Below are 23,315 nucleotides of genomic sequence, written 5' to 3'. Positions count from 1 at the left end.
TGAAGATCGTTCATGGGGTAATGATGTGTCCGAGGGGGGACTTGAACCCCCACGCCCTTGTCGGGCACTAGCACCTCAAGCTAGCGCGTCTGCCATTCCGCCACTCGGACTTGTGTGGTGCATAGCGTAGCGGATCGCGTTCGGGTGGGGGCATGGGATACCCCTTTGTGGGGATCATGGGGTTGACCTGGGGGTTTGGGGCTTCCTGATCGTCGGGATGGTAGGAAGGCGTGGTGACCGAGGAGACGAGTGCCGCGCGCGTCCAGGACGAGGCCGTTCAGTTCACCAGTGAGCTCATCCGGATCGACACGACGAACACGGGGGAGGCTGCCACGACCGTGGGGGAGCGGGTGGCCGCCGAGTACGTGATGGGGAAGCTCGCGGAGGTGGGCTACGAGCCGACCTACCTCGAGTCGGGGGCTGAGGGGCGGGGGAACGTGTTCGTGCGGCTCCCGGGGGCCGATCGGGAGCGGGGGGCGTTGCTGGTGCATGGGCACCTGGACGTTGTTCCCGCGGACGCTGCCGAGTGGTCTGTGCATCCGTTTTCGGGCGCCATCCAGGACGGGTACATCTGGGGGCGGGGGGCTGTCGACATGAAGGACATGGTGGGGATGACCCTCGCCGTGGCTCGGGGGTTCAAGCGGGACGGGGTTGTGCCGCCTCGGGACCTGGTGTTCGCCTTTCTTGCCGATGAGGAGGCGGGGGGCGCCTTCGGGTCGCAGTGGTTGGTGGAGCATCGGGCCGACCTCTTTGACGGGGTCACCGAAGCTGTGGGGGAAGTCGGGGGGTTCTCCGTCTCTCTTGCGGATGATCTGCGGGCTTACACGATCGAGGTCGCGGAGAAGGGGATCGCCTGGTTGCGGTTGCGGGTTCGTGGCCGTGCGGGGCACGGGTCGATGATTCACGACGACAACGCCGTCACGAAGCTCGCGGCCGCTGTCGCCAGGTTGGGGAGCCATCGGTTTCCGTTGGTGGTCACGGACTCGGTTCGGGCATTCCTGGACTCGGTCACCTCGCTGACGGGGCTGGAGTTCGATGAGGGCGACCTGCCCGGGGCGGTGGAGAAGTTGGGGCCGTTGGCTCGGGTGGTGGGGGCCACCCTGCGGGACACGGCCAACCCGACGATGCTCACCGCGGGGTACAAGGCGAACGTGATTCCTTCTGTTGCCGAGGCCGTCGTGGACTGCCGGGTTCTGCCTGGCCGGGACGCGGCTTTCGAGCGTGAGCTGGACGAGATTCTCGGGCCGGACGTGGAGCGGGAGTGGGTCACGCGGCTTCCGTCCGTGGAGACCTCGTTCGACGGGGACCTGGTGGAGGCGATGACGGCCGCTGTGGTCGCCGAGGATCCGGGGGCTCGGACGATCCCCTACATGCTGTCGGGGGGTACGGACGCGAAGGCGATTCACAGCTTGGGGATTCGGTGCTTCGGGTTCGCGCCCCTGCGCCTTCCCGCCGATCTCGACTTCACCGCGCTCTTCCACGGGGTGGACGAGCGGGTGCCGGTGGACGCGGTGCGGTTCGGGGCCCGCGTGCTCGACAGGTTCCTTCGGACCTGCTGAACCGTTTGGCGAACCTACGCGTAACGAACGGGTGCCACGCCAGACTGATCACGCATCTTCGAACCGAACCGGAGGCACCTGTGCCCGATTTCATCGGCGGACTTCCGCTGCACCCGCTCGTCGTGCACTTCGTTGTCGTCTTATTGCCGATCGCCGTCGCTGGATCGATTCTGATCGCGGTGTGGCCGGCCGTCCGCAAGCGGTTCGGGTGGTTGGTGGTGGCCGCTGCGGCCGCTGGGTTCGTGTTGACGCCGGTGGCGACGAGCAGTGGGGAGTTCCTGGAGTCGCGGGTGGGGACGAACCCGGGGATCCGGGAGCACGCGGAGCTGGGGGACATGCTGGTCTGGTGGGCACTGGGGCTCTTCGTCGCGGTGACCGCGTTCATGATCCTGCACCGGCGGGCGGAGCGGGCCTCGAGCGTGCCTGAGGACACGGCCGGCGGGGGGACCGCGGTCGCCACCACGCGGACGACCGGCACCACCGTGACCACGATCGTCGCGGCGGTGGTCACCGTCGGCATCGCCGTGGGGACCGGGATCCACGTCTATCGGACCGGGGACGCGGGGGCCCGGCTGGTGTGGGACTTCGTCGAGCAGACGCCGCCGGCGAACGGCGGCTGACGACCTACGTGCTCAGCCCGGGCAGGAGGCCGGCGGCGCGCCGCCGCTTGAGCAGCACCCGCCGGCTCCCGTCCGAGTAGAGCCGCACGTTGGACAGCTCCCACCCGGCGAACTCGGCGTGGATGGACAGCTGCGTGGCCGCTGCGCGCCGCGACAATCCGGGCGGTAGCCGCAACGGCCGGTACTCCCAGTCCCCGTCGACCACCCCGTCTGCACTCATACCTCGATCACCTGCACTCCCTTTCCGGTCGCGGACGCGACGATCACGCGCCCGCTGTTCGGGTCCACGGCCACGGAGTTCGGCTGCTCCACGGTCGGGAAGCGGTGCTTCTCCTCCGGTTCCTCCCCCGCCACGTCGAACCCGACCACCTCGTTCGTGCCGGTGAGGGTCACCCAGACGAGGTCGCGCTCCCGGTCGTACGCCAACCCGTACGGCGCCCCCTCCACCGGGTACCGCTGCCGCATTAGCAGCGGGTCCAGCGAGAACGCCAGCAGCGCGCCGCCACGGGTGTCGGCCACGAGCACCCGGCCGAACCGGTCGGTCACCGCGTTGGTCGCTCCCTCACCCGCCCGCAGACCCTCGTCGACGGTGCCCTTCGGCACGTCCAGCTCGAACACCGCGTTGCGCAGGCGGTCGAACACCACCGCACCCTTGTCGGTCGCCAGGACCTGGTCGGCGCTGTAGAGGCCGCCGGAGATCATCCGGTGCACCGTGTCGCCGCCGAGTACCGCCACCGCCTTGCGGTCACGTACGGCGACCAGGGTGCGGTCGCCGAACGCCGCGGCGCTGGTCAGCTCGCCGTCGACGGGCGCGGCGGACACCGAGCCGTCCGGCAGGGCGATTCGCACCAGCTCGCCGGGTACGGCCGCCAGGAGCGGGCCGCCCGGCGCGGCGAGCGTGATCGACTCCGCGGGCGCGGGCAGTGGCACCTCGGTCGGGGCGGTGAGGGAGCCGGAGTCCGGGAGGTCGTAGAGCAGCACCGACGGGGGCTGTTCGACCGCCACCGCAAGGACGCCGTGCTCGGGGTCCACTACCGTCGACGTGGGCGTTCCGGCCAGCTCGCTGACCGTCCCCGCGGGCGCGGTGGACGGCGCCGGGGACTTGGCCGCGGTCGCCGCGACCGGGTCGTCCGTCACCATCAGCTGGTCGCTCGGCTCGCTCGACGAGCAAGCCGTCCCCACCGCGGCGCAGCACACCAGAACCGCGGTCATCATGCGACGCAACATCGACCTCCGACACTTCCGCCGGCCCGACGTGCGCGACCACGGTGCGTCACGCCGTCGGGACGTATCCTCCAGCATCCTCCATTGACGCCGACGACGCTAACCCCTCTTCACCGCGCGTCGTGGGCCGGGCGGGTCGATCACCGGGTCGGGTGGACTTCGGCGCCGGTGACAGACATCGCACCAGGTCATCGGGTTGTCTGTGGTCATCGGGCGCCGGCGTTCGTCCGGGCCCGCGATAACCCACTCACCGCCCGGACACGGAGGCATGGCAATGATCGAGACCAGGTCAGGCAACGAGCACGGGCCGCCGGGCCGCTGGCGAACCACCCTGCGCTACGACCTCCCCGCATCCCTCGTCGTCTTCCTCGTCGCGGTGCCGCTGTCGATCGGCATCGCGTTCGCGTCCGGCGCGCCGGTCGTCGCCGGCCTGACCGCCGCGGTCGTCGGCGGCGTCGTGGCCGGGCTGTGCGGCGGCTCGATCCTGCAGGTCAGCGGCCCCGCCGCCGGTCTGACAGTGATCGTCGCCGAGACCATCGACACCTTCGGCTGGGCCACCACGTGTGCGATCACCGTGCTCGCCGGCGCCGCTCAGGTGCTGCTCGGGCTGAGCCGGATCGCGCGTGCCGCGCTCGCCATCTCACCCGCCGTCGTGCACGGCATGCTCGCCGGCATCGGCGTCACGATCGCGCTCGCCCAGCTGCACGTGGTGCTCGGCGGCGCCACCCAGCACTCCCCGGTCGCGAACCTGCTCGAACTTCCCGGCCAGGTGGTCGACGCCAGCGGCCCGGCGACCCTCGTCGGTGTGCTCACCGTGGTGATCATGGTCTGCTGGGGCCGGCTGCCCGCCGCGGTCCGCCGCGTGCCGGGGCCGCTCGCGGCGGTCGTCGGGATGACCGTGCTGTCCGTGGTCACCGGCATGACGATCGACCGCGTCGAGCTGCCGGAGAACGTGCTCAACCTCGACTTCGCCCCCGTGCTGCCCGACGGCGGCTGGGGCGCGTTCGCCCTCGCCGTGTTCACGATCGCGCTGGTCGCGAGCGTGGAGAGCCTGCTGTCCGCGGTCGCCGTCGACAAGCTGCACACCGGCCCGCGCGCCAACCTCAACCGCGAGCTCGTCGGGCAGGGCATGGCCAACATGGCGTCCGGCTCGCTCGGTGGGCTGCCGGTCACCGGCGTGATCGTCCGCAGCTCCACCAACGTCGCCTCCGGCGCGCGCACCCGCGCCTCCGCCGTCCTGCACGGGCTGTGGGTGTTCGTGTTCGTGGTCCTGCTCGCCGGGGTGCTGCGGCACATCCCGCTGGCCGCGCTGGCCGGGTTGCTGGTCTACGTCGGCGCCCGCCTGGTCGACGTCGGCCGGGCCAAGCAGGTGCTGCGGCACGGCGACCTGCCGGTCTACCTGGTGACGCTGCTCGGCGTGGTCGGACTGGGGTTGCTCGACGGCGTGCTGCTCGGCATCGGGCTCGCGGCGGCGCTGACGCTGCGCCGGCTGCTGTGGGCCGGCATCCACGCCGAGCGGGACGGCGACGACTGGCGGATCGTGGTCGAGGGCGCCCTGGCCTCGCTGTCCATCCCGCGGCTCACCACCGTGCTCGGCGGCGTTCCGCGCGGCAGCACGGTCACCCTCGAGCTGGTGGTGGACTTCATGGACCACGCCGCGTTCGACACCCTGTCCGCCTGGCAGCACGCCCACGAGCGCACCGGCGGCACCGTGATCGTCAACGAGATCGGCCACCCGTGGTTCGCCAGGGGCAAGGCCGGTGAGCCGACCGTGCACCGGGCGGCCGCGCAGCGCGCCCTGCCCCGCTGGTTCGCGCCATGGTCGGAGTGGCAGTGCGACCCGGAGCGCCCCGACGAGCCGGCGCCCGAGCCCTCGGCGGAGGGGGTGGTGCCGGCCCAGCGCGCCGAGCCGGGCCCGATCCTGCGCGGCACCGCCGAGTACGCGCGCCGCACCGCGCACCTGGTCGAACCCACCCTGCGCCGCCTCGCCGACCGGCACACCCCCGACTCGCTGCTGCTGACCTGCGGGGACGCCCGGATCGTGCCGAACGTGATCACCGCCAGCGGACCCGGCGACCTGTTCACCGTGCGCAACATCGGCAACCTCGTACCCGGCGACCGCGAGGGCTCGGTCGCCGCCGCGCTCGAGTACGCGGTCGGCCGGCTGCGGGTCCGGGAGGTCGCGGTCTGCGGGCACTCGTCGTGCGGCGCGATGAAGGCGCTCGTGCGCGGCGTGCCGGCCGGTGCGCCCGCGCTGCGTTCGTGGCTGCGGCACGCCGCGCCGACCCTGCGGCGGGCGGGGGAGATGCCGCCGCTGACCGTCGACGGGCGGGAGCCGGAGGCGGAGTGGGACCGGCTCGCGCTGCACAACGTGCTGGCTCAGCTCGACCGGCTGCGCACGTCCCCGGTGGTCGCCGCGGCGCTGGCCAGGGGTGAGCTGACCCTGGTCGGCATGTACTTCGACCTGACCGAGGCGCGGATGCACGTGTACGACCCGCGCAGCGGCGGGTTCCGCGCGGCCGGGTCGCCGGAGCCTCAGCCGAGCCGGGTCTCCGGGTAGCCGAGTTCGAGGTCGCTCACGTCGTCCAGCGCCGCCCGGATCGCCGTGGGCAACGTGAGCTCCTCGGACACCAGCGACCCGAGCAGCTGCCCGGTGTCGCGTGCACCCACGATCGCCGACGACACCCCAGGCCGGTCCCGGACCCAGGCGAGCGCGACCGACAGCGGTGACGTGGCGAGCCCGTCGGCGGCGGTCACCACGGCCTGCACGATCCGGGCGGCCCGCTCGGTCCGGTGGTGGTCGACGTAGGGCGCGAAGTGGTTCGAGGCGCCGCGGGAGTCGGCCGGGGTGGCCGCCCGGTACTTGCCGGTCAGCACACCCCGGCCGAGCGGCGCCCAGGCCAGCAGGCCGAGCCCGTGGTGGGCGGCCGCCGGCGCGACCTCGCGTTCGAGGCCGCGTTCGAGCAGCGAGTACTCCAGCTGCGCGCTGACCAGCGGCACCCCGAACGGCTTGGCGCGCTGCAGGGTCGCGGCGGTGGCGAGCTGCCAGCCGCAGTAGTTCGACACGCCGGCGTAGCGGACCTTGCCGCTGGTCACCGCGTGGTCGACGGCCGCGAGGGTCTCCTCGAGCGGCACCGCGGTGTCCCAGGCGTGCAGCTGCCACAGGTCGACGTGGTCCACGCCGAGCCGGCGCAGCGACCCGTCCAGCGCGGTGAGCAGCGCGCCTCGGGACGCGCCGCCGCCGAACGGGCCCTCGTCGCGGCGGGCCACGGCCTTGGTGGCGAGCACGATGTCCTGGCGGGGCACCAGGTCGTCGAGCAGGGCGCCGAGGATCCGCTCGCTCTCCCCGTCGTTGTAGACGTCGGCGGTGTCGACCAGGGTGCCGCCGAGGTCGGCGAACGCGACGAGCTGGCTGGCGGCCTCGTCGGCGTCGGTGTCCTGGCCCCACGTCATGGTGCCCAGGCCGATCCTGGACACCCGCAGCCCGCTGTCGCCGAGGTGTCGTTGCTCCACCCGGAGAAGCCTAAGCGGACGAGGTCATCAGTGCTGGCAGTGACCCCGGATCGAGGTATGGTCCCCCGATGCGACTCGGACTGAACCTCGGCTACTGGGGCGCCGGCAACGACGCCAACAACCTGAAGCTGGCCCAGGAGGCCGACCGGCTGGGCTACTCGGTGGCGTGGGCGGCGGAGGCCTACGGCTCGGACGTCCCCACCGTGCTCGCGTGGGTGGCCGCGCACACCGAGCGGATCGACGTGGGCAGCGCGATCCTGCAGATCCCGGCCCGCCAGCCGACGATGGCCGCGATGACCGCCGCGACCCTGGACACCCTGTCCGGCGGCCGGTTCCGGATGGGCCTCGGCGTGTCCGGCCCGCAGGTGTCCGAGGGCTGGTACGGGGTGAAGTTCGACAAGCCGCTGGCCCGCACCCGCGAGTACGTCGAGATCGTCCGCACCGCGCTGCGCCGCGAGCGGGTCTCCTTCTCCGGCCGGCACTTCACGCTGCCGCTGCCGGACGGGCCCGGCAAGCCGCTCAAGCTGATCGTGCACCCGGTACGCGAGGAGATCCCGATCTACCTGGCCTCCATCGGGCCGAAGAACCTGGAGCTGACCGGGGAGATCGCCGACGGTTGGCTGGCGATCTTCTACTCGCCCGAGTTCGGCCCCGAGTCGCTGGAGCTGATCCGCAAGGGCCGGGAGAAGGCCGGCAAGACCCTCGACGGGTTCGACGTCGTGCCGACCGTGCCGATCGTGGTCGGCGACGACTGGCGGACCGCGGCCGACCAGGTCCGCGGGTACGCGGCGCTCTACGTCGGCGGCATGGGCAGCCGCGAGCAGAACTTCTACAACAACCTGGCGTGCCGGATGGGGTTCGAGGCCGAGGCGGCCGAGATCCAGGACCGCTACCTGGCCAAGGACTACGCCGCGGCGGCCGCGGCGGTGCCCCTCGGGTTCCTCGACCAGACCTCGTTGCTCGGCCCGAAGGAACGTATAGCAGACGGCATGCGGGCCCTCGCCGAGTCGGGGGTCACCACACTGACGCTTTCCCCGGTACTGCAAGATCTCGAGCACAGCATCGCGGCCCTGCGCGTCGCGGTGGAGGCGCTCGAACTTGCGGGAGTTGGGTAGTTGAACTGGCTGGAAGGCCTCATCCTCGGTCTCGTGCAGGGACTCACCGAGTTCCTCCCCATCTCCTCCAGCGCGCACTTACGCGTCACCGCGGCGTTCGCCGGCTGGGACGATCCTGGCGCGGCGTTCACCGCGGTCACGCAGATCGGCACCGAGACCGCGGTGGTCCTGTACTTCCGCAAGAAGATCTGGCGCATCCTGGTCGCGTGGTTCCGGTCGCTGCGGCGGCCGTCCACGTGGCGGGACGACCCGGACTCCCGGATGGGCTGGCTGGTGATCGTCGGCACGCTGCCGATCGCGATCCTCGGCCTGCTGTTCGAGGACGAGATCGAGCACGCGTTCCGCGACCTGCGGCTGATCGCGATGACGCTGATCGTGTTCGGCATCCTGCTCGGCGTCGCCGACTACCTGGGCAAGCGGGAACGTGATCTCGACCACCTGACGGTGCCGCACGGCATCGGGTTCGGGTTCGCCCAGGCGCTGGCGCTGATCCCCGGCGTGTCCCGTTCCGGCGGCACGATCACCGCCGGGCGGATGCTCGGCTACAAGCGCGAGGATGCCGCCGAGTACGCGTTCCTGCTGGCGGTGCCCGCGGTGTTCGCCTCCGGCTTCTACCAGCTGACCGACATCGGCGGGGACAACGCGCCGGACTGGGGACCGACGATCGTCGCGACCATCGTGGCGTTCGCGGTGGGGTACGCGGTGATCGCCTGGCTGATGAGCTACATCAAGCGGCGCAGCTTCATGCCGTTCGTGGTGTACCGCCTCGCGTTGGGCGCGCTGATCCTGATTCTGGTGGCGGCCGGGGCGCTGGACCCGGACGCCGGCCCGGCCGTGTGATCTACTGGCGCCGTGGCCACCGTCGTACTGCTCAGGCACGCCCGCTCGACCGCGAACGGTTCCGGGGTGCTCGCCGGACGGTCCGCCGGCGTCGAGCTCGACGAGACCGGCCGCCGGCAGGCCGAGGAGCTGGTGGCCCGGTTGGAGCCGGTGCCGATCGCCGCGGTGGTGTCGTCGCCGATGCTGCGGTGCGAGCAGACGCTGGCGCCGTTGGCGCGGGCTCGCGGCCTCGATCCGGTGACCGAACCCGGCCTGTCCGAAGTGGACTACGGGGAGTGGACCGGCCGGGAGCTGCGCACCCTGCTCAAGGAGAAGCTGTGGTCGGTGGTGCAGCAGCACCCGTCGGCCGCGGTGTTCCCGGGCGGCGAGGGTCTCGCGACCGTGCAGGCCAGGGCGGTGGCCGCGGTCCGGGCGCACGACGCGCGGATCACCGCCGAGCACGGGGAGCGCGCGGTCTGGTTGCTGTGCAGCCACGGTGACGTGCTGAAGGCGATCCTGGCGGACGCGCTCGGCCAGCACCTGGACGGCTTCCAGCGGATCGTGGTGAACCCGGCCTCGGTGTCGGTGGTGCAGTACACCGACACCCGCCCGTTCGTGCTGCGGATGAACGACAACGGCGGCGAGCTGGCGAGCATCGTGCCGCCGGAGCCGACCCCGGAGGTCCCGCAGGGGGAGGCCGTCCCGGGCGGCGAGACCGGCCGCTGACCGTAGCACGGTCGACACGGGTCGCGAACTGCGTGAAACCCGCACGGAGCTCCGGCGACTGTGCCAGTATTCGTGCACCCCTCAAGTGAACAATCCGGCCTCCGGCGTGTCGCCGGAGGCCGAAGGAGAAGTGATGACGCAGCCATACGGCGGCCAGCAGCCGCAGCAACCCGGTGGGCACAACCCCGGTAGCGGGGGCTTTCAGCAGCCTGGCGGCCAGTACCCGAACAGCGGTGGGATGCCGCCTGCTCCCGGCTACGGCGGGATGCCGCAGGCGTCGCAGGAGTACACGAGTGGTCCGATCCCCCGCCCGGGCGTGGCGACCACCGCCGGTGTGCTCGCCTACGTGCAGGCCGGCATCACCGCGATCACCACGATCCTGGTCTGGACCGGTGTGCCCAACCTCGAGGGCACCGCGCTGCTCATCCAGCTCATGGTCGCCCTCGCCCAGACCGCCGGCGTGGTCCTGCTGATCCTGGGTGGTCTGCAGCTCATGTCCGGCAAGAGCCGCACGCTGCTGGTGGTGGCCGCGATCGTGGAGATCGCGATCTGCCTGTTCTACATGATCGTGTACTCGACGCTGGACTCCGGCGGCATCGACATGCTCGAGGGCGCGAAGGCGGTGCTGATCGGCTCGGCGATCTTCTTCGCGATCATGCCGGTCATCGCGCTGGTGATGGCCATGAACGCGCAGACCACCCAGTTCCTGCAGTCCCGCCGGCTACCGCGCCAGTAGTTCCAGCTGGGCGAGGGTGGTCGTCGGGGTCCCGGTGTTCTCGGTGACGTCCAACCGGTAGTGGGTGTACTGCCCGGGGTTGGCCACCGCGAACGCGCGGGTCTGCCGGCGCCACCGGAAGGTCTCGCGTGACCGCTCGTCCAGCACGGTCCAGTTGACGCCGTCGTTCGACCCGCGCAGCGCCCAGCTGCGCGGGTCGTCGCGTCCGGTGCCCGAGGTGAGCGTGTAGTACGCCACGCCCGCGGCCGCCCCGGAGGTCCGATAGCCGACCCACGCGGCGGGGGTGCGGAAGGTGACCTGGGTGCGGCTGGTGTCGTCGAACAGGGCGGCCACCGCGACACCGTCGCTGCCCTCGGCGTGCCCGCCGGGGTCGGCGGTGATGTCGACCATCGTGCGGGGCACGGTGCCGGGTGGTGTGAGCGACGGCGGGGCGGCGTCCGGACCGCACGCCCACCGGGACGGTTCCGGGCCCATCTGGAAGTCCAGTACCGCGCCGCGCGCGACCACCTCGTGCGGCAGCCACGCCTTCTCCCACGGCGTGCCGTTGACCATCAGGCCCTGCACGTACACGTTGGTTGGGCTGTTGTTCGGGGCGTTCACCACGAGCGTCGCGTCCTCCCCGACGCGCACGGACATGCGGCGGAACAGCGGGGAGCCGATGACGTACTCGGGGCTGCCGACCCGCAGCGGGTACAGGCCGAGCGCGCCGAACAGCCACCACGCCGACATCTCGCCGTTGTCCTCGTCGCCGGGGTAGCCCTGGCCGACCTCGCTGCCGGCGTAGAGCCGGGACAGCACCTCACGCACCTTCTCCTGGGTCCGCCACAGCGCTCCGGCGTACGCGTACAGGTAGATGATGTGGTGCGAGGGCTGGTTGGAGTGCGCGTACTGGCCCATCCGCACGTCCCGGGCCTCGGGCATCTCGTGGATCGTGCGCCAGTAGGCGCCGCGGGCGCGCCCGGTCTCCTGGGTGGCGAAGAACTCGTCGAGCCGGGCGGCCAGCGCGGCCGGGCCGCCGAGGAGCGCGGCGAGACCGGCGCCGTCGTGCGGCACCGAGAACGCGGTGTTCCAGCCGTTGGTCTCCACGTAGTCGCCACCCCAGGCGCGCGGGTCGTACTGGCTGGCGGTCTGCCGCCAGTTCCCCTTCCTGCGGCCCTGGAAGAACCCGGTGTTGGGATCGAACGAGCGCACGTAGGCGCGGGCGCGGTCGAGGAAGTACCCGTGGTTGTCGCGGTCGCCGACGGCGGCGGCGAGGTTGGCGATGGCGAAGTCGTTGACGCAGCCGTCGAGGGTCCAGGCGAGCCCGTGCCGGACGGTGTCCGGGGTGTAGCCGAGGAAGATCGACCGGTCGAGTCCCTTGCGCCCCACGGTGTCGTCTGGCGGGGCGACGGTGGCGTTGCGCAGCGCGGCCTCGTAGGCGGCGCGCAGGTCGATGCCCGGCACGCCCTTGAGGTGGGCGTCGGCGAACGCGGCGTCGGAGCTGGTGCCGGTCATCAGGTCGGCGTGGCCGGGGGAGGACCAGCGGGCGACCCATCCGGACTCGGTGTACTGCTGCAGGAACCCGTTGACCAGTTCGGCGCAGCGGGCGGGGTCGAGCAGCGCGTAGGCGGGCCAGGCGGTGCGGTAGGTGTCCCAGAACCCGTTGTTGACGTAGATCCGGCCCTGGACGAGCGCGGCGCCGGTCTGGGTGGGGGTGTTCTTCTTCGCCGGCTTGGCGAACGGGCTGGCGTAGGCGTGGCTGGGGTTCTCGGTGGTGCCGGTGTTCTCGTGGCCGCTGTTGGGGTAGAGGAACAGCCGGTAGAGGTTGGAGTAGAGGGTGGTGAGCTGGTCGTCGGAGGCGCCGTCGACCTCGACCCGGTCGAGGATGTCGTCCCACTGCCGCGCGGCGCGTTCGCGGACGGTGTCGAAGGTGTCGTCGTCGGCGATCTCCAGCCACAGGTTGCGCCTGGCCTGCGCGAGGCTGATCAGCGAGGTGGCGATGCGCATGGTCACGACGGTCTCGCCGTCCGGGTCGGGCTCGAACCGCAGGTAGCCGGTGACCCGGCGGGACAGGCCGCGGCGCAGCTTCCCGCCGCCGGCGATGCGGCGGTCGAAGGTGGCGTGCACGAACATCCGGCCGGCGCCCTCGGACAGTCCACTGCGGACGTCGGAGTACCCGGACACGGTGCCGGCGACCGGGTCGAGGGTGAGGCCGCCGTGCCGGGTCACGTTGTCGAAGACGAGGTTGGCGTCCTCACCGGGGAAGGTGAACCGCAGGATCGCGGCGTGGTCGGCCGGCGCGATGTCGACCCGGATGCCGTTGGTGAACCGGACGCCGTAGTGGTGCGGGCGGGCGATCTCGTTGTTGTGCCGGAAGGTCAGGGCTCGCCGCCGGCGTCCGGCGCGTGGCTTGCCCGCGGCGGCCGAGGGCAGCACGTGGAAGGTCTGCCGGTCACCCAGCCAGGGGCTCGGCTGGTGGCTGACCGCGAACGCCTGGACGGCGGGGAGGTTGCGGTCGTTGTTGTGCCGGGCGTAGCTGTAGATCCAGTCCAGGCGCGCGGCGTCGGTGACCGGGGTCCAGAAGTTGAACCCGTGCGGGACGGCGGTGGCCGGGAAGGTGTTGCCGCGCGAGTACGACTTCACCGAGCTGGTGCCCCGGGTGGTGATCACGTGGTCGACCGGCCGGCGCGGCTCCGGCCTCGGGCGGTCGACGATCGCGATGTCGTCGACCCAGCCGGCGAACCGGGCCGGGCCGGCGGGGTTGTCGTAGCCCAGGAGCACGGTGGTGACGATCTTGCCCTCGGCGACGCCGCCGATGCGGACGAACCGGCGGTTCCACTGGTTGGGGGAGAGGGCCTTGGACTCGCCCTGCCCGCGCGGGGTCAGCGCGAACCCGAGCTGGTCGGCGAGCCCGAGGTCGGAGAGCCGGGAGCCGTCGTCGAAGGCGAGGTCCACGGCGACGAACGTGCTGGGGTAGCGCAGGTCGTCGCCGAGCAGCTCGGGCAGGAGCACGTACTCGAGGACGGTGTCGCGGGAGACGAGCAGGTCGACGAGGAACAGCCGGTTGACCACGTACGCGGGTCCCCGTCCGGGGTGGTTGCCCTGGTAGCGCAGGGCCCGGCGGCCGGTGAACCCGACGCCTGGCCTGGCGGTGTAGGGCTTGGCGGGGCCGCCGCCCTCGCGGGTGCTCATGGTGGCGCCGGCCGCGCGGGGCGCGTTGTTCGCGTCGACGTCGACGCCGTCGATCCAGGTCAGCGGGGGGTCGGTGTTCTCGAACGACGAGAAGAAACCCCGAGCACTCATCCGCGACAGCTCCTCGCCGGGTCGATCGACGTTTCGGTGGCGCATGATCCCATTTCCCGGGCACACTGCCGCCATGCACCCTGCTCGTCGCCTGTGGTCCTCGCTGGAGCCCCTGCACGACGTCGTCTACTTCGCGCCCGGGGTCCGCGACGCCGGTGTCGCGATCGGCCTGCGTGGCTTCTGGATGACCTACTTCGCGTTCCGCGCCGCGCCGCTGGGCCCGGTCGGCGCCGAACCCGTGGTCGCCGCGTTCGCCGGGTTCGAGCCGTCGATGGTGGCCAAGGCGCTGCCGGAGGCGTGGGCCAGGGCGACCCCGGCGGCGTGCCTGGTCGCGCGGTCCGAGGTGAGCGCGGCCGCGCTGCGGAAGGTCGGCGTGGACGAGGCGGTCTGCGCGACCGTCGCGGCGGAGCTGGGTCCGGTGCTGGCCGCCGCCGACGGCACGGGCCGGCCGCTGCACGCCGCGAACGCCTGCCTGCCGCTGCCGGACGATCCGGTGGCGGCGCTGTGGCAGGTGGCGACGACGCTGCGCGAGCACCGGGGCGACGGGCACGTGGCGGCGCTGGTGGCGTGCGGGCTGAGCGGGCTGGAGGCGTTGCTGCTGCAGGTCGGGTTCGGGCGGTTCCCCGGCAGCCAGCTGCGGTCGGTGCGCGGCTGGTCGGAGCACGCGTGGGACTCGGCCGCGACCGGGCTGGCCGACCGGGGGCTGCTGACCGGGGACGGCGGGCTCACCGCGGCGGGCCGGGAGCTGCTGGCCGAGGTGGAGGAGCGGACCGACGCCGCGTCCTGGCGGGGCGGGCTGTCGGCCGTCGGCGAGGCCGGGGTGGACCGGCTGGTCGAGGTGCTGGCGCCGTCGGTGTCGGCCCTGTGGGCGTCCGGGGTGCTGCCGGAGATCAACCCGACGGGACTGGAACGGGCTTGACCTCGAGCTAACTCGAGCTTCTACCGTCGCTTTCGTCCGGCTCGACCGGAACTGTCGGTACGCGGTGCCAGACTCGCGTACGGCACACGAACGCAGGGTGGGAGCAGCACGATGGACATGGAGACGACGGCGTGGATGTCGCTCTACAACGCGATGAACGCCACGGACGACCGGCGCCCGTTCTCCGTGCGCACGCTGCGCCGGATCGGCCGGTTCGCGCGCCCGCACCGGCGGCTGCTGGGGTGGTTCCTGCTGTTCAGTGTGGTGGCCGCGGCGCTGGCGGTGGCCACGCCGGTGCTGGCCGGCCAGGTCGTCGACGCGATCGTGGACGGCTCGCCCGGGTCGGTGGTGGTGCGGCTGGCGGTGCTGATCGCCGCGATCGCGGTCGCGGAGGCCGGGCTCGGGCTGCTGACCAGGTGGCAGTCGGCGCGGATCGGTGAGGGGCTGATCCTCGACCTGCGCACCTCGGTGTTCGACCACGTGCAGCGGATGCCGATCGCGTTCTTCACCCGAACCCGCACCGGTGCGCTGGTCTCGCGCCTGAACAACGACGTGATCGGCGCGCAGCGGGCGTTCAGCGACACCCTGTCCGGGGTGGTCGGCAACCTGGTGATGCTGGTGCTGTCCCTGGTCGTGATGCTGGGCATGTCCTGGCAGATCACGCTGATGGCGCTGGTGCTGCTGCCGGTGTTCGTGCTGCCCGCGCGGCGGATGGGTTCCCGGCTGGCCAGGCTGGAGCGGGAGGCCGCGAACCACAACTCGCTGATGAGCACCCAGATGACCGAGCGGTTCTCCGCGCCGGGCGCCACCCTGGTGAAGCTGTTCGGCCGGCCGGACGCCGAGTCGGAGGAGTTCGCCGTGCGGGCGCGCAGGGTGCGCGACATCGGGGTGCGCACGGCGATGGTGCAGTCGGTGTTCATCACCGCGCTGACCCTGGTGTCGGCGCTGGCGCTCGCGCTGGTGTACGGGTTCGGCGGCTGGTTCGCGCTGGTCGGGACGCTCGACCCGGGCACGGTGGTGGCGCTGTCGTTCCTGCTGACCCGCCTGTACGCGCCGCTGACCGCGCTGGCGAGCGCGCGGGTGGAGGTGATGAGCGCGCTGGTGTCGTTCGAGCGGGTCTTCGAGGTGCTGGACCTGAAGCCGCTGATCGAGGAGAAGGCGGACGCCGTGCCGGTTCCGGACGGGCCGGTGTCGGTGGAGTTCGAGCACGTGTCGTTCGCCTACCCGTCGGCGGACAAGGTGTCGCTGGCGTCGCTGGAGGAGGTGGCGAAGCTGGACACCCGCGGGGGAGTGGAGGTCCTGCACGACGTCTCGTTCCGGGTGGAGCCGGGGCAGCTGGTGGCGCTGGTCGGCTCGTCGGGAGCGGGGAAGTCGACGATCGCCTCGCTGGTGCCCCGGCTGTACGACGTCGACGCCGGCGCGGTCCGGCTGGGCGGGGCGGACGCCAGGGACGTGTCGTTCGCGTCGTTGCGGGACACGCTCGGCCTGGTCACCCAGGACGGACACCTGTTCCACGAGTCGATCCGGGCGAACCTGCTGCTGGCCGACCCGGCGGCGTCCGACGAGGACCTGTGGGACGCGCTGCGCCGGGCCAGGCTGCACGACCTGGTCTCGTCGCTGCCCGACGGCCTGGACACGATCGTGGGGGAGCGCGGCTACCGGCTCTCCGGCGGTGAGCGGCAACGGCTGACGATCGCGCGGCTGCTGCTGGCGAGGCCGCGCGTGGTGATCCTGGACGAGGCGACCGCGCACCTGGACTCGACGTCGGAGGCGGCCGTGCAGGCGGCGCTGACCGAGGCGCTGGCCGGCCGGACCGCGCTGGTGATCGCACACCGGCTGTCGACGATCCGGGCGGCGGACCAGATCCTGGTCGTCGAGGAGGGTCGGATCGTGGAGCGCGGCACACACGCGAGCCTGCTGGCGGCGGGCGGCCGGTACGAGGAGCTGTACCGCACCCAGTTCGACCAGGAGCCGGCCACCAGCGGTGTCGGTTGAGACGTCAGCCGGTCGGCACGGTGCGGGTGACCGTGAACCGGTGCGGTGACATGCTCGGGGCGTGCTGGATGAGCTGATGCGGCGGGGGTGGCCGGCGCTGGAGGAGGTCAGCATGGACGGCTGGCTGGCCAGGTTCTCGGGTGGGGTGACGCAGCGGGCGAACTCGGTGCTGCCGCTGACCCCTCCGTCCGATGTCGACGCCGCACTGTCCAGAGTGGCGTCGACGTACCGGGCACGCGGGCTCCCGGCGGTGTTCCAGCTCGGCCCGACCGTGTACCCGCCGGACCTGGACGCGCTGCTGGCGGCCCGGGGTTACGCGTACGGGTCGCCGACGCTGGTGATGACGGCCTCGGCGGCGGAGGTGCTCGACCGGCTGCCGGCGGGCGCGGCTCGGGTGACGGTCGCCGACGAGCCGGACGAGGAGTGGATGGACCTGTGGTGGCGGGTGGACGGCCGGGGTGACGAGCGGGCGAGGTCGGTCGCGCGGCGGATCCTGACCGCGGGCCCGGCCCGCTACGCGACGGCCTGGGACGGGGCAGGGGCGGCGGCGGTGGCCCGGCTGGCGCTGGTGGACGGCTGGGGCGGGCTGTACTGCGTGGCGGTGCGGCCGGACGCGCGCCGGCGGGGCCTGGCCGCGGCGACGACTCAGGCGTTGGTGGGCGACGGGGGAGCGCGCGACTGCTGGCTCCAGGTGCGGGCGGAGAACGAGCCGGCGCTGACGCTGTACCGGGGCGCTGGGTTCACCGAGGTGGCGCGGTACCACTACCGCACCAGGCGGCTTCCCGAGGGGTCGAGGTAGCACCGCCGTTCCCTGTCGCGTTTCGCTGACGTCATACGGTCGCGCCCTCGACGGGGTCTTCGGACGGCGGGTAGGCGTCGTGCAGTGCCGTCGAAGTGCCGGAGTGTGCCGACGAGGAGTCGGTCGAGCGCGGCCACCTTCGCCGTGGTGCAGGGCACGACCTCTAAATATCATTTAGTAACTATTTAGATGTCCGATATTACGCGGCATCCACATCGGCCACCACGCGGCCCGACGACCAAAGCACCCCGCCGCCAAGAGGGGAGTGGGGAGATCAGGACGGGTGGCGATGCCGCGCGACCTGCCGATCAGTCACGCGAAGGGGTCCCAGAGGCCGGCGAAGCCGGACGATGGCCGCGGCTTTCGGATGATCTTCCGGTCCAAGGTCGGGCGATCCCGACGACGGGCTCCGTGGGGGCATCCGTGCTGCTCGGCGGGCGCCTTCAGCTGAAGGTCAGGGGCCACCCCTCACGGGTCGGCTGGTTCTCGCGCTCGGCGGGCGCCTGGGCCATCCCGGCCGGTCGACCGGCGCTGCTCCCCTGGTTCACTAAAATATTCTAGTAACTATATTGATGTCCGATTATTTCGCCGAGCATCGGCCCGGCCTGTCCCGAGCCGTACCGACAGATCAAAGACGCTTCGGGCCAGGGGAGGGGCACGCTGGTGCTGGTGGACCTGTTTGGTGGCCGGTGGGGTGTTTGTCCGTAGTCTGGCGGCCATGGCGGCGAGCGATTGGACCTTGACTGATGCACGTCCACTGTTCGGCATGCTCGACGAGCCGAGGCCGGGGCATGGTCTGATCGGCGTCAGTGACCCGGACGTGCACCACCGCGACGGGACGTGGTCGATGTTCATCGGCGCGTTCACCACGCAGTTCGTGGTGCGGATCGTCGAGGCTCGGCTTCCGGTCGGGGCGAGTGTCGCCGATGACTCCTGGGAGTTCGTCGTCGACAGGGCGGGGCGTGCGGTCGAGCTCGGTGCGCCCTCCGGTCGGCGGGGGTGGGACGCGGCGGGGATGCACACCCCGAGTTATGTGCGTGGCTCGGTGGACGGTCGCGAGGTGGAGCGGATCTACTACGCGGGGCGGAGCACTCGGAAGTCGACGGGTCCGGGCAGTCGGTACGCCATCGGGTACCTCGAGTACCGGGATGGGGCCTGGCAGCGCCACTCGGGGCCTGTCCTCACTGGGGACGCGGCGCGGCCCAGCGCGTTGGAGCCGTTCGTCGTCCACTCCGACGGGTTGTGGCGGATGTGGTTCCTGTCCGCGATCGGCGAGGTGGGTCGCGGTGAGCAGCCGGACTACGAGTTGCGGTACACCGAGAGTGTCGACGGGACGTCGTGGGGTGCGCCGGAGCGGTTCGCGTCGGTGGAGGAGGGGTTCTTCGACAACACGGTGTTCGGTGCTCCGGGGTGTTGGCGGATGGTGTTGGCGCGGGGGACGAATCTGCACGGGACGACGCCGTTCCCGAGTCAGGGTCTCTGGTTGACGGAGGGTGTGCGGGCTCCTGGGGGTCGTGGTTCGTGGGGGCCGGTGGAGCGGTTGCTGGATACCGATGTGGGTGCGGCGGACTGGTACGGCGCGGGGGTGTGTGGTCCGGCCGCGGTGGTGGACGGGGACGTGTTGCACGTGTTCGCGACGGGTACGGATGTGCGGTCGTGGTGGCGGGCGGCGGCGGGGCGGCTTCGGCGGGGGAGGCGGCTTCCGGTGTTCGCGCCGTACTTTTTGACGACGGGGCGGTTCACGTTTCACCGGCGGTGAGATGGTGTTGTCTCTGGTGTCACTCGAGGGTGTGTTGAGGGGCTCGACCGGGGGTTGAGGTTGACCCTCGATTGAGTGTTGAGGGTTGGCTACACGCTGGACAGGAAGCGGTCGAGGACGTTGGTGCCGAAGCGGAGGCCCTCGATCGGGACGCGTTCGTCGACGCCGTGGGCCATGTGTCGGTGGTCGAAGTTCTCCGGTAGCCAGAGTGGGGCGAAGCCGTAGCAGTCGATGCCGAGTGGGGCGAAGGCTTTGGCGTCGGTGCCGCCGCCCATGCAGAACGGGACGACGACGCCTTCGGGGTCTTCGGCGGTGAGGGCGTCGGCCATGGCGGTGAACCAGGGGGAGTCGACGGGGGCCTGGACGGCTTGTTGGTTGGTGAGGAACTCCCGGGTGACGTCGGGGCCGAGTAGGCGGTCGACCTCGGTGAACAGTTCGGTGTCGGCGCCGGGGAGGACTCTGGTGTCGATTCGGGCCTGGGCGAGGCCGGGGATGACGTTGACCTTGTAGCCGGCGGACAGCACGGTGGGTGTGGTGCTGTTGCGGACGGTGTTCTCGGCGATCTTCGCGGCGGGGCCGAGGCGGCGGAGGGTGTCGTCGACGGCGTCGTCGGTGGACAGGTCGACGTGGATGCCGAGGGCTTTGCCGGTCTGGTGGAAGAAGGCTTCGACGGTGGGGGTGAGGCGGACCGGCCAGCGGTGGGCGGCGAGTCGGTGGACGGCGGCGATGAGGGTGGTGACGGCGTTGTCGTCGTTGCGGCGGGAGCCGTGGCCGGCGCGGCCGGTGGTGGTCAGGAGCAGGTGGGAGGTGCCGCGTTCGGCGGTGGCGACCGGGTAGAGGCGGACGGGTTGGCCGTCGGCGGTGGTGGCGCGGACGGTGTAGCCGCCGGATTCGCCGATGGCGGCGGCGACGCCGTCGAAGAGGGTGCGGTGTTGGTCGACGAGCCAGTGGGCGCCCCATTCGCCGTTGTCCTCCTCGTCGGCGACGAAGGCGAGGACGAGGTCGCGGCGGGGTGCGCGGCCTTCGGTGGTCCAGCGGTGCAGGACGGTGAGCAGGGTGGCGCACATGTCCTTCATGTCGACGGCGCCTCGGCCCCAGACGTAGCCGTCGCGGATCTCGCCGGCGAAGGGGTGGACGGTCCATTCGGTGGGGTCGGCGGGGACGACGTCGAGGTGGGCGTGGATGAGCAGTGGGGGCAGGGTCGGGTCGGTGCCGGGTACGCGGGCGATGACGTTGGTGCGGCGGGGGGCGCGTTCGAGGAGGGTGGGTTCGATGCCGGCCGCGGAGAGGTGTTGGGCGACGAACTCGGCGGCGTCCCGTTCGCCTTCGGATGATCCGCCGCCGTGGTTGGTGGTGTCGAACCGGATCAGTTGTGCGCAGAGGTCCTCTACTGGGTGCTCAGCCATAGCTTCCTTCCGTGGCTCCGCTGGCGATGGCGGTGACGATCTTGAAGGCTTTCATGGCTTCGGTCATGGAGTCGGCGTCGAATCCGACGCGTCGGACGTCGAGTTGGGTGACGGTGGGGATGACGGCGGTGGCGGCGGCCAGGTGGGCGGCGTCGAACTCGACTTCGATGCGGTGTGGTGTGACGGTGCCTTCGGTGCGTCCGGCGTGGGTCATGGCGGTGGTGGCGGCTTCGGTGATCTCGGCGGCGGTGACGGTGGGGGGTTTGCAGATGGCGGCGTAGCGGCTGACGCAGTCCTTGACGGCGACGGTTCGGGCGTGGGGTGCGTAGGTGTGGGCGTCGGCGCAGGTGAGGTCGTCGCCGGTGACGAGGATGACGGGGACGCCGTGTTCGTGGGCGAGGGCGGCGTTGAGGCGTCCTTCGCTGGCGTGGACGCCGTCGAGCCAGACGCCGGTGATCTGGTTGGGCAGGTAGGTGTGGGCGAGGACGCCGTCGACGCCGGCTCCGGTGTGGTAGCCGAGGAACACGACGCCGTCGATGCCCTGGTCGATGCCTTGCATCATGGACAGTGGTTTGTGTTTGCCGGTGAGCATGGTGGCTCGGGTGTCGAGGTCTTCGAGCAGGATGTTGCGTTGGGACGAGTGGGCCTCGTTGACCAGGACGGAGGTGGCGCCGCCGTTGTGGAGGCCGGCGACGCAGGCGTTGACGTCGCCGGTGAACACGGGGCGTAGCCGTTGCCACTCGGGGGTTCCGATCTCCACGTCCGCCGTCCAGGTGACACCGGTGGCGCCTTCCATGTCGGCTGAAATCATGATCCGCACGGGGTACACGTTACGGGTTGGTACACGTTGCCGACACAGATTGACTTCTTAGTGGAACAAGTGGTTACTTCCTTCCAACTATCAGGAAGAGGTGATCATCGTGAGATCGAGGCGTGTCGCGCTCGGTATCACCGTGCTCGTGTCCGCGCTGGTCACGGTGCCCGTAGGGGTGCCTGCCGGCGCGTCGACGCAACCGGCGGTACGGGCAGAGGCGGCGAACCAGACACAGATCCTTCGGGTGGGGGTCACCCAGGAGATCGACTCGCTGAACCCGTTCATCAGCATCACCCGTACGGGCACGGACATCCTGCGGACGGCGTTCGACTTCCTCACGGTCTACAGCCAGGAGGACATGTCCCCGGTGCCCGCGCTGGCGGAGAGCTGGGAGACCTCCGAGGACAAGCTGACCTGGACCTTCAAGATCCGCGAGGGCATGACGTGGTCGGACGGTCAGCCGATCACCGCCGAGGACCCGGCGTTCACCTACAACCTGATGCTGGAGAACGAGGTCGCCCGTACGGCCAACGGCAGCTACGTCGAGCAGTTCGAGTCGGTCGAGGCCACCGACGAGTACACGCTGGTCATCAAGACGAAGGTGCCGCAGGCGACGATGACCGCCCTGGACATCCCGGTCGTGCCCGAGCACGTGTGGTCGACGATGTCCGACGTCGGCGCGGAGCCGGAGATGCCGATGGTCGGCAGCGGCCCGTACACCATCACCGAGTTCGAAGAGGCCCAGTACACGAAGATGAAGGCCAACCCCGACTACTGGCGGGGCGCGCCGAAGATCGACGAGGTCCACTTCATCTACTACCGCAACGCCGACGCCGCGGTGCAGGGCCTGCAGAACGGCGACGTCGACGTGGTCAACCGGCTCAACCCGACCCAGTACGACGCGCTCAAGAGCGACCCGAACATCGAGCTGGTGCAGGCGCAGGGCCGTCGGTTCAACGAGATCCTGATCAATCCGGGCGCGGCGACCGAGGACGGCAAGCCGATCGGCAGCGGGAACCCGGCGCTCAAGGACATCAAGCTGCGGCAGGCCATCGCCACGGCGATCGACTCCCAGACGCTGGTGGACAAGGTCTGGGGCGGTTACGCGGAGCCGGCGGCGGGTTACCTGCCGCCGATCTTCTCCGACTTCGCCTGGTCGCCGGGTGACGACGTCAAGCGGGAGTTCGACCTCGACGAGGCGAACCGGATGCTCGACGAGGCCGGCTACGAGATGGGCCCGAACGGGGTGCGGCTCGACAAGCAGGGCAAGCCGCTGAACCTGCGGCTGCTGGCGCACGCGGGTACCAACATCGACGAGAACGGCGGCCCGTACATCGTCGGCTGGCTGAAGGAGATCGGCATCAACGTGACGTTGGAGCCGGTGTCGGACACCCAGGTCAACGAGGACACCACCCGTGGTGACTTCGACCTGGCGTTCAGCGGGTGGAACGCCAACCCGGACCCGGATTTCGTGCTGTCCCTGCAGACGTGCGCGAACCGGCCGAACGCGCAGGGCAAGGGCGGCACGCCGGACTCGTTCCTGTGTGACGAGGAGTACGACCGGCTCTACGCCGAGCAGCTGCAGGAGCTGGACCGGGACAAGCGGGTCGACCTGGTCAAGCAGATGCAGGAGGTGCTCTACGACCGGGCGACCATGGTCATCCTCGGGTACGACAACGTGCTGGAGGCCTACCGCAAGGACGCGTGGGAGGGTTTCCCGCTGCAGCCGGCGGACAGCGGTGTGATCATGAACCAGCAGGGCTACTGGGGCTACTACGGTGCCACGCCCGCTGGTGAGGGTCCGGTGCCGACGTTCGACGAGAACGGCATGATGGTCTCCGACTCCAGCGGGGCGTCGGACACCGACACCACGAACGCGGCCGGCGAGGACGGCGGCAACACCGGGCTGGTCCTGGCCATCATCGGCGGCGTGGTCGTCGTGCTCCTGGTGGGTGGTTTCCTGTTCGCTCGTGGCCGTCGCCGGACCGCGGACGACCGGGAGTAGCCCGCTCCTTTCCCGATTGGAGAC

18 protein-coding genes and 1 tRNA gene are annotated in these 23,315 nt (G+C 71.0%); 12 read left to right on the top strand and 7 right to left on the bottom strand.

Features of this window, described 5'->3' with window-relative positions; genetic code table 11:
- Positions 1-26 precede the first annotated feature (26 nt).
- Positions 27-110, bottom strand: a tRNA-Leu gene (locus JT362_RS01175).
- A 123-nt stretch (positions 111-233) separates the two neighbouring features.
- Here JT362_RS01175 and JT362_RS01170 point away from each other — a divergent pair.
- Both JT362_RS01170 and JT362_RS01165 read left to right on the top strand, forming a co-directional pair.
- Entirely contained in the window at positions 234-1,559 is a 1,326-nt protein-coding gene (locus JT362_RS01170) for a M20/M25/M40 family metallo-hydrolase (protein ID WP_260189085.1), read from the top strand.
- An 80-nt stretch (positions 1,560-1,639) separates the two neighbouring features.
- Positions 1,640-2,179, top strand: coding sequence for a DUF2231 domain-containing protein (locus tag JT362_RS01165; RefSeq protein ID WP_260189084.1), 540 nt, complete (start codon positions 1,640-1,642; stop codon positions 2,177-2,179).
- A 4-nt stretch (positions 2,180-2,183) separates the two neighbouring features.
- Here the strand turns inward: JT362_RS01165 and JT362_RS01160 are convergent, their stop codons facing one another.
- Together JT362_RS01160 and JT362_RS01155 are read right to left on the bottom strand one after the other, a co-directional pair.
- Positions 2,184-2,399 carry a DUF5703 family protein gene (locus JT362_RS01160; RefSeq protein WP_260189083.1) on the bottom strand — a complete coding sequence of 72 codons (216 nt, stop codon included), beginning with the start codon at positions 2,397-2,399 and terminating at the stop codon, positions 2,184-2,186.
- Positions 2,396-3,394 carry a YncE family protein gene (locus tag JT362_RS01155; RefSeq protein ID WP_260189082.1) on the bottom strand — a complete coding sequence of 333 codons (999 nt, stop codon included), beginning with the start codon at positions 3,392-3,394 and terminating at the stop codon, positions 2,396-2,398. Before JT362_RS01155 ends, JT362_RS01160 begins: the two co-directional genes overlap by 4 nt.
- Positions 3,395-3,677: 283 nt before the next feature.
- On the opposite strand from JT362_RS01155, the gene JT362_RS01150 reads away from it, so the two are divergent.
- Positions 3,678-5,963: a SulP family inorganic anion transporter gene (locus tag JT362_RS01150; RefSeq protein ID WP_260189133.1), complete on the top strand. Its 2,286-nt coding sequence runs from the start codon at positions 3,678-3,680 to the stop codon at positions 5,961-5,963.
- Here JT362_RS01150 and JT362_RS01145 read toward each other — a convergent pair.
- The gene (locus JT362_RS01145; protein WP_260189081.1) at positions 5,939-6,916 is read right to left on the bottom strand and encodes an aldo/keto reductase; all 978 of its coding nucleotides are present in this window, start codon (positions 6,914-6,916) and stop codon (positions 5,939-5,941) included. The genes JT362_RS01150 and JT362_RS01145 overlap by 25 nt on opposite strands.
- Positions 6,917-6,984: 68 nt before the next feature.
- On the opposite strand from JT362_RS01145, the gene JT362_RS01140 reads away from it, so the two are divergent.
- The 4 genes from JT362_RS01140 to JT362_RS01125 all read left to right on the top strand — a co-directional run bounded on the left by JT362_RS01140 (position 6,985) and on the right by JT362_RS01125 (position 10,312).
- On the top strand, positions 6,985-8,031 hold the full coding sequence (locus tag JT362_RS01140; RefSeq protein ID WP_260189080.1) for an LLM class F420-dependent oxidoreductase: 1,047 nt from the start codon (positions 6,985-6,987) through the stop codon (positions 8,029-8,031).
- Positions 8,032-8,871 (top strand): undecaprenyl-diphosphate phosphatase, encoded by an 840-nt coding sequence (locus JT362_RS01135; RefSeq protein WP_260189079.1) that lies wholly within the window; start codon positions 8,032-8,034, stop codon positions 8,869-8,871. It abuts the gene before it with no gap.
- A gap of 12 nt (positions 8,872-8,883) precedes the next feature.
- Positions 8,884-9,576, top strand: a complete 693-nt coding sequence (locus JT362_RS01130) for a histidine phosphatase family protein (protein ID WP_260189078.1) — start codon at positions 8,884-8,886, stop codon at positions 9,574-9,576.
- A gap of 133 nt (positions 9,577-9,709) precedes the next feature.
- On the top strand, positions 9,710-10,312 hold the full coding sequence (locus JT362_RS01125; RefSeq protein WP_260189077.1) for a hypothetical protein: 603 nt from the start codon (positions 9,710-9,712) through the stop codon (positions 10,310-10,312).
- On the opposite strand, the gene JT362_RS01120 is transcribed toward JT362_RS01125, so the two are convergent.
- On the bottom strand, positions 10,298-13,594 hold the full coding sequence (locus JT362_RS01120) for a GH92 family glycosyl hydrolase (RefSeq protein WP_260189076.1): 3,297 nt from the start codon (positions 13,592-13,594) through the stop codon (positions 10,298-10,300). The two genes, JT362_RS01125 and JT362_RS01120, sit on opposite strands and share 15 nt — an antisense overlap.
- Positions 13,595-13,667: 73 nt before the next feature.
- On the opposite strand from JT362_RS01120, the gene JT362_RS01115 reads away from it, so the two are divergent.
- The 4 genes from JT362_RS01115 (at position 13,668) to JT362_RS01100 (ending at position 19,066) form a co-directional block, all read left to right on the top strand.
- On the top strand, positions 13,668-14,513 hold the full coding sequence (locus JT362_RS01115) for an SCO6745 family protein (RefSeq protein WP_260189075.1): 846 nt from the start codon (positions 13,668-13,670) through the stop codon (positions 14,511-14,513).
- A gap of 111 nt (positions 14,514-14,624) precedes the next feature.
- Positions 14,625-16,508 carry an ABC transporter ATP-binding protein gene (locus tag JT362_RS01110; protein ID WP_375546429.1) on the top strand — a complete coding sequence of 628 codons (1,884 nt, stop codon included), beginning with the start codon at positions 14,625-14,627 and terminating at the stop codon, positions 16,506-16,508.
- Positions 16,509-16,569: 61 nt separating this feature from the next.
- Positions 16,570-17,307 (top strand): GNAT family N-acetyltransferase, encoded by a 738-nt coding sequence (locus JT362_RS01105; protein WP_260189074.1) that lies wholly within the window; start codon positions 16,570-16,572, stop codon positions 17,305-17,307.
- 739 nt (positions 17,308-18,046) lie between these two features.
- Positions 18,047-19,066, top strand: coding sequence for a hypothetical protein (locus JT362_RS01100; protein ID WP_260189073.1), 1,020 nt, complete (start codon positions 18,047-18,049; stop codon positions 19,064-19,066).
- Between the two features lie 89 nt (positions 19,067-19,155).
- Here the strand turns inward: JT362_RS01100 and JT362_RS01095 are convergent, their stop codons facing one another.
- Together JT362_RS01095 and JT362_RS01090 are read right to left on the bottom strand one after the other, a co-directional pair.
- Positions 19,156-20,472 (bottom strand): M20/M25/M40 family metallo-hydrolase, encoded by a 1,317-nt coding sequence (locus JT362_RS01095; protein ID WP_260189072.1) that lies wholly within the window; start codon positions 20,470-20,472, stop codon positions 19,156-19,158.
- Positions 20,465-21,292 (bottom strand): M55 family metallopeptidase, encoded by an 828-nt coding sequence (locus tag JT362_RS01090; RefSeq protein WP_260189131.1) that lies wholly within the window; start codon positions 21,290-21,292, stop codon positions 20,465-20,467. The genes JT362_RS01095 and JT362_RS01090 overlap by 8 nt, the downstream gene beginning before the upstream one ends.
- Positions 21,293-21,392: 100 nt before the next feature.
- Between JT362_RS01090 and JT362_RS01085 the strand changes: the two genes are divergently transcribed.
- Positions 21,393-23,291: an ABC transporter substrate-binding protein gene (locus JT362_RS01085; protein WP_260189071.1), complete on the top strand. Its 1,899-nt coding sequence runs from the start codon at positions 21,393-21,395 to the stop codon at positions 23,289-23,291.
- The last annotated feature ends 24 nt before the right edge of the window (positions 23,292-23,315 follow it).

The sequence above is a fragment of the Actinophytocola gossypii genome, assembly GCF_025165815.1.
Classification (GTDB): domain Bacteria; phylum Actinomycetota; class Actinomycetes; order Mycobacteriales; family Pseudonocardiaceae; genus Actinophytocola; species Actinophytocola gossypii.
The sequence above is the reverse complement of the archived record's forward strand: the minus strand, read 5'-3'. Positions and strand labels throughout refer to the sequence as shown.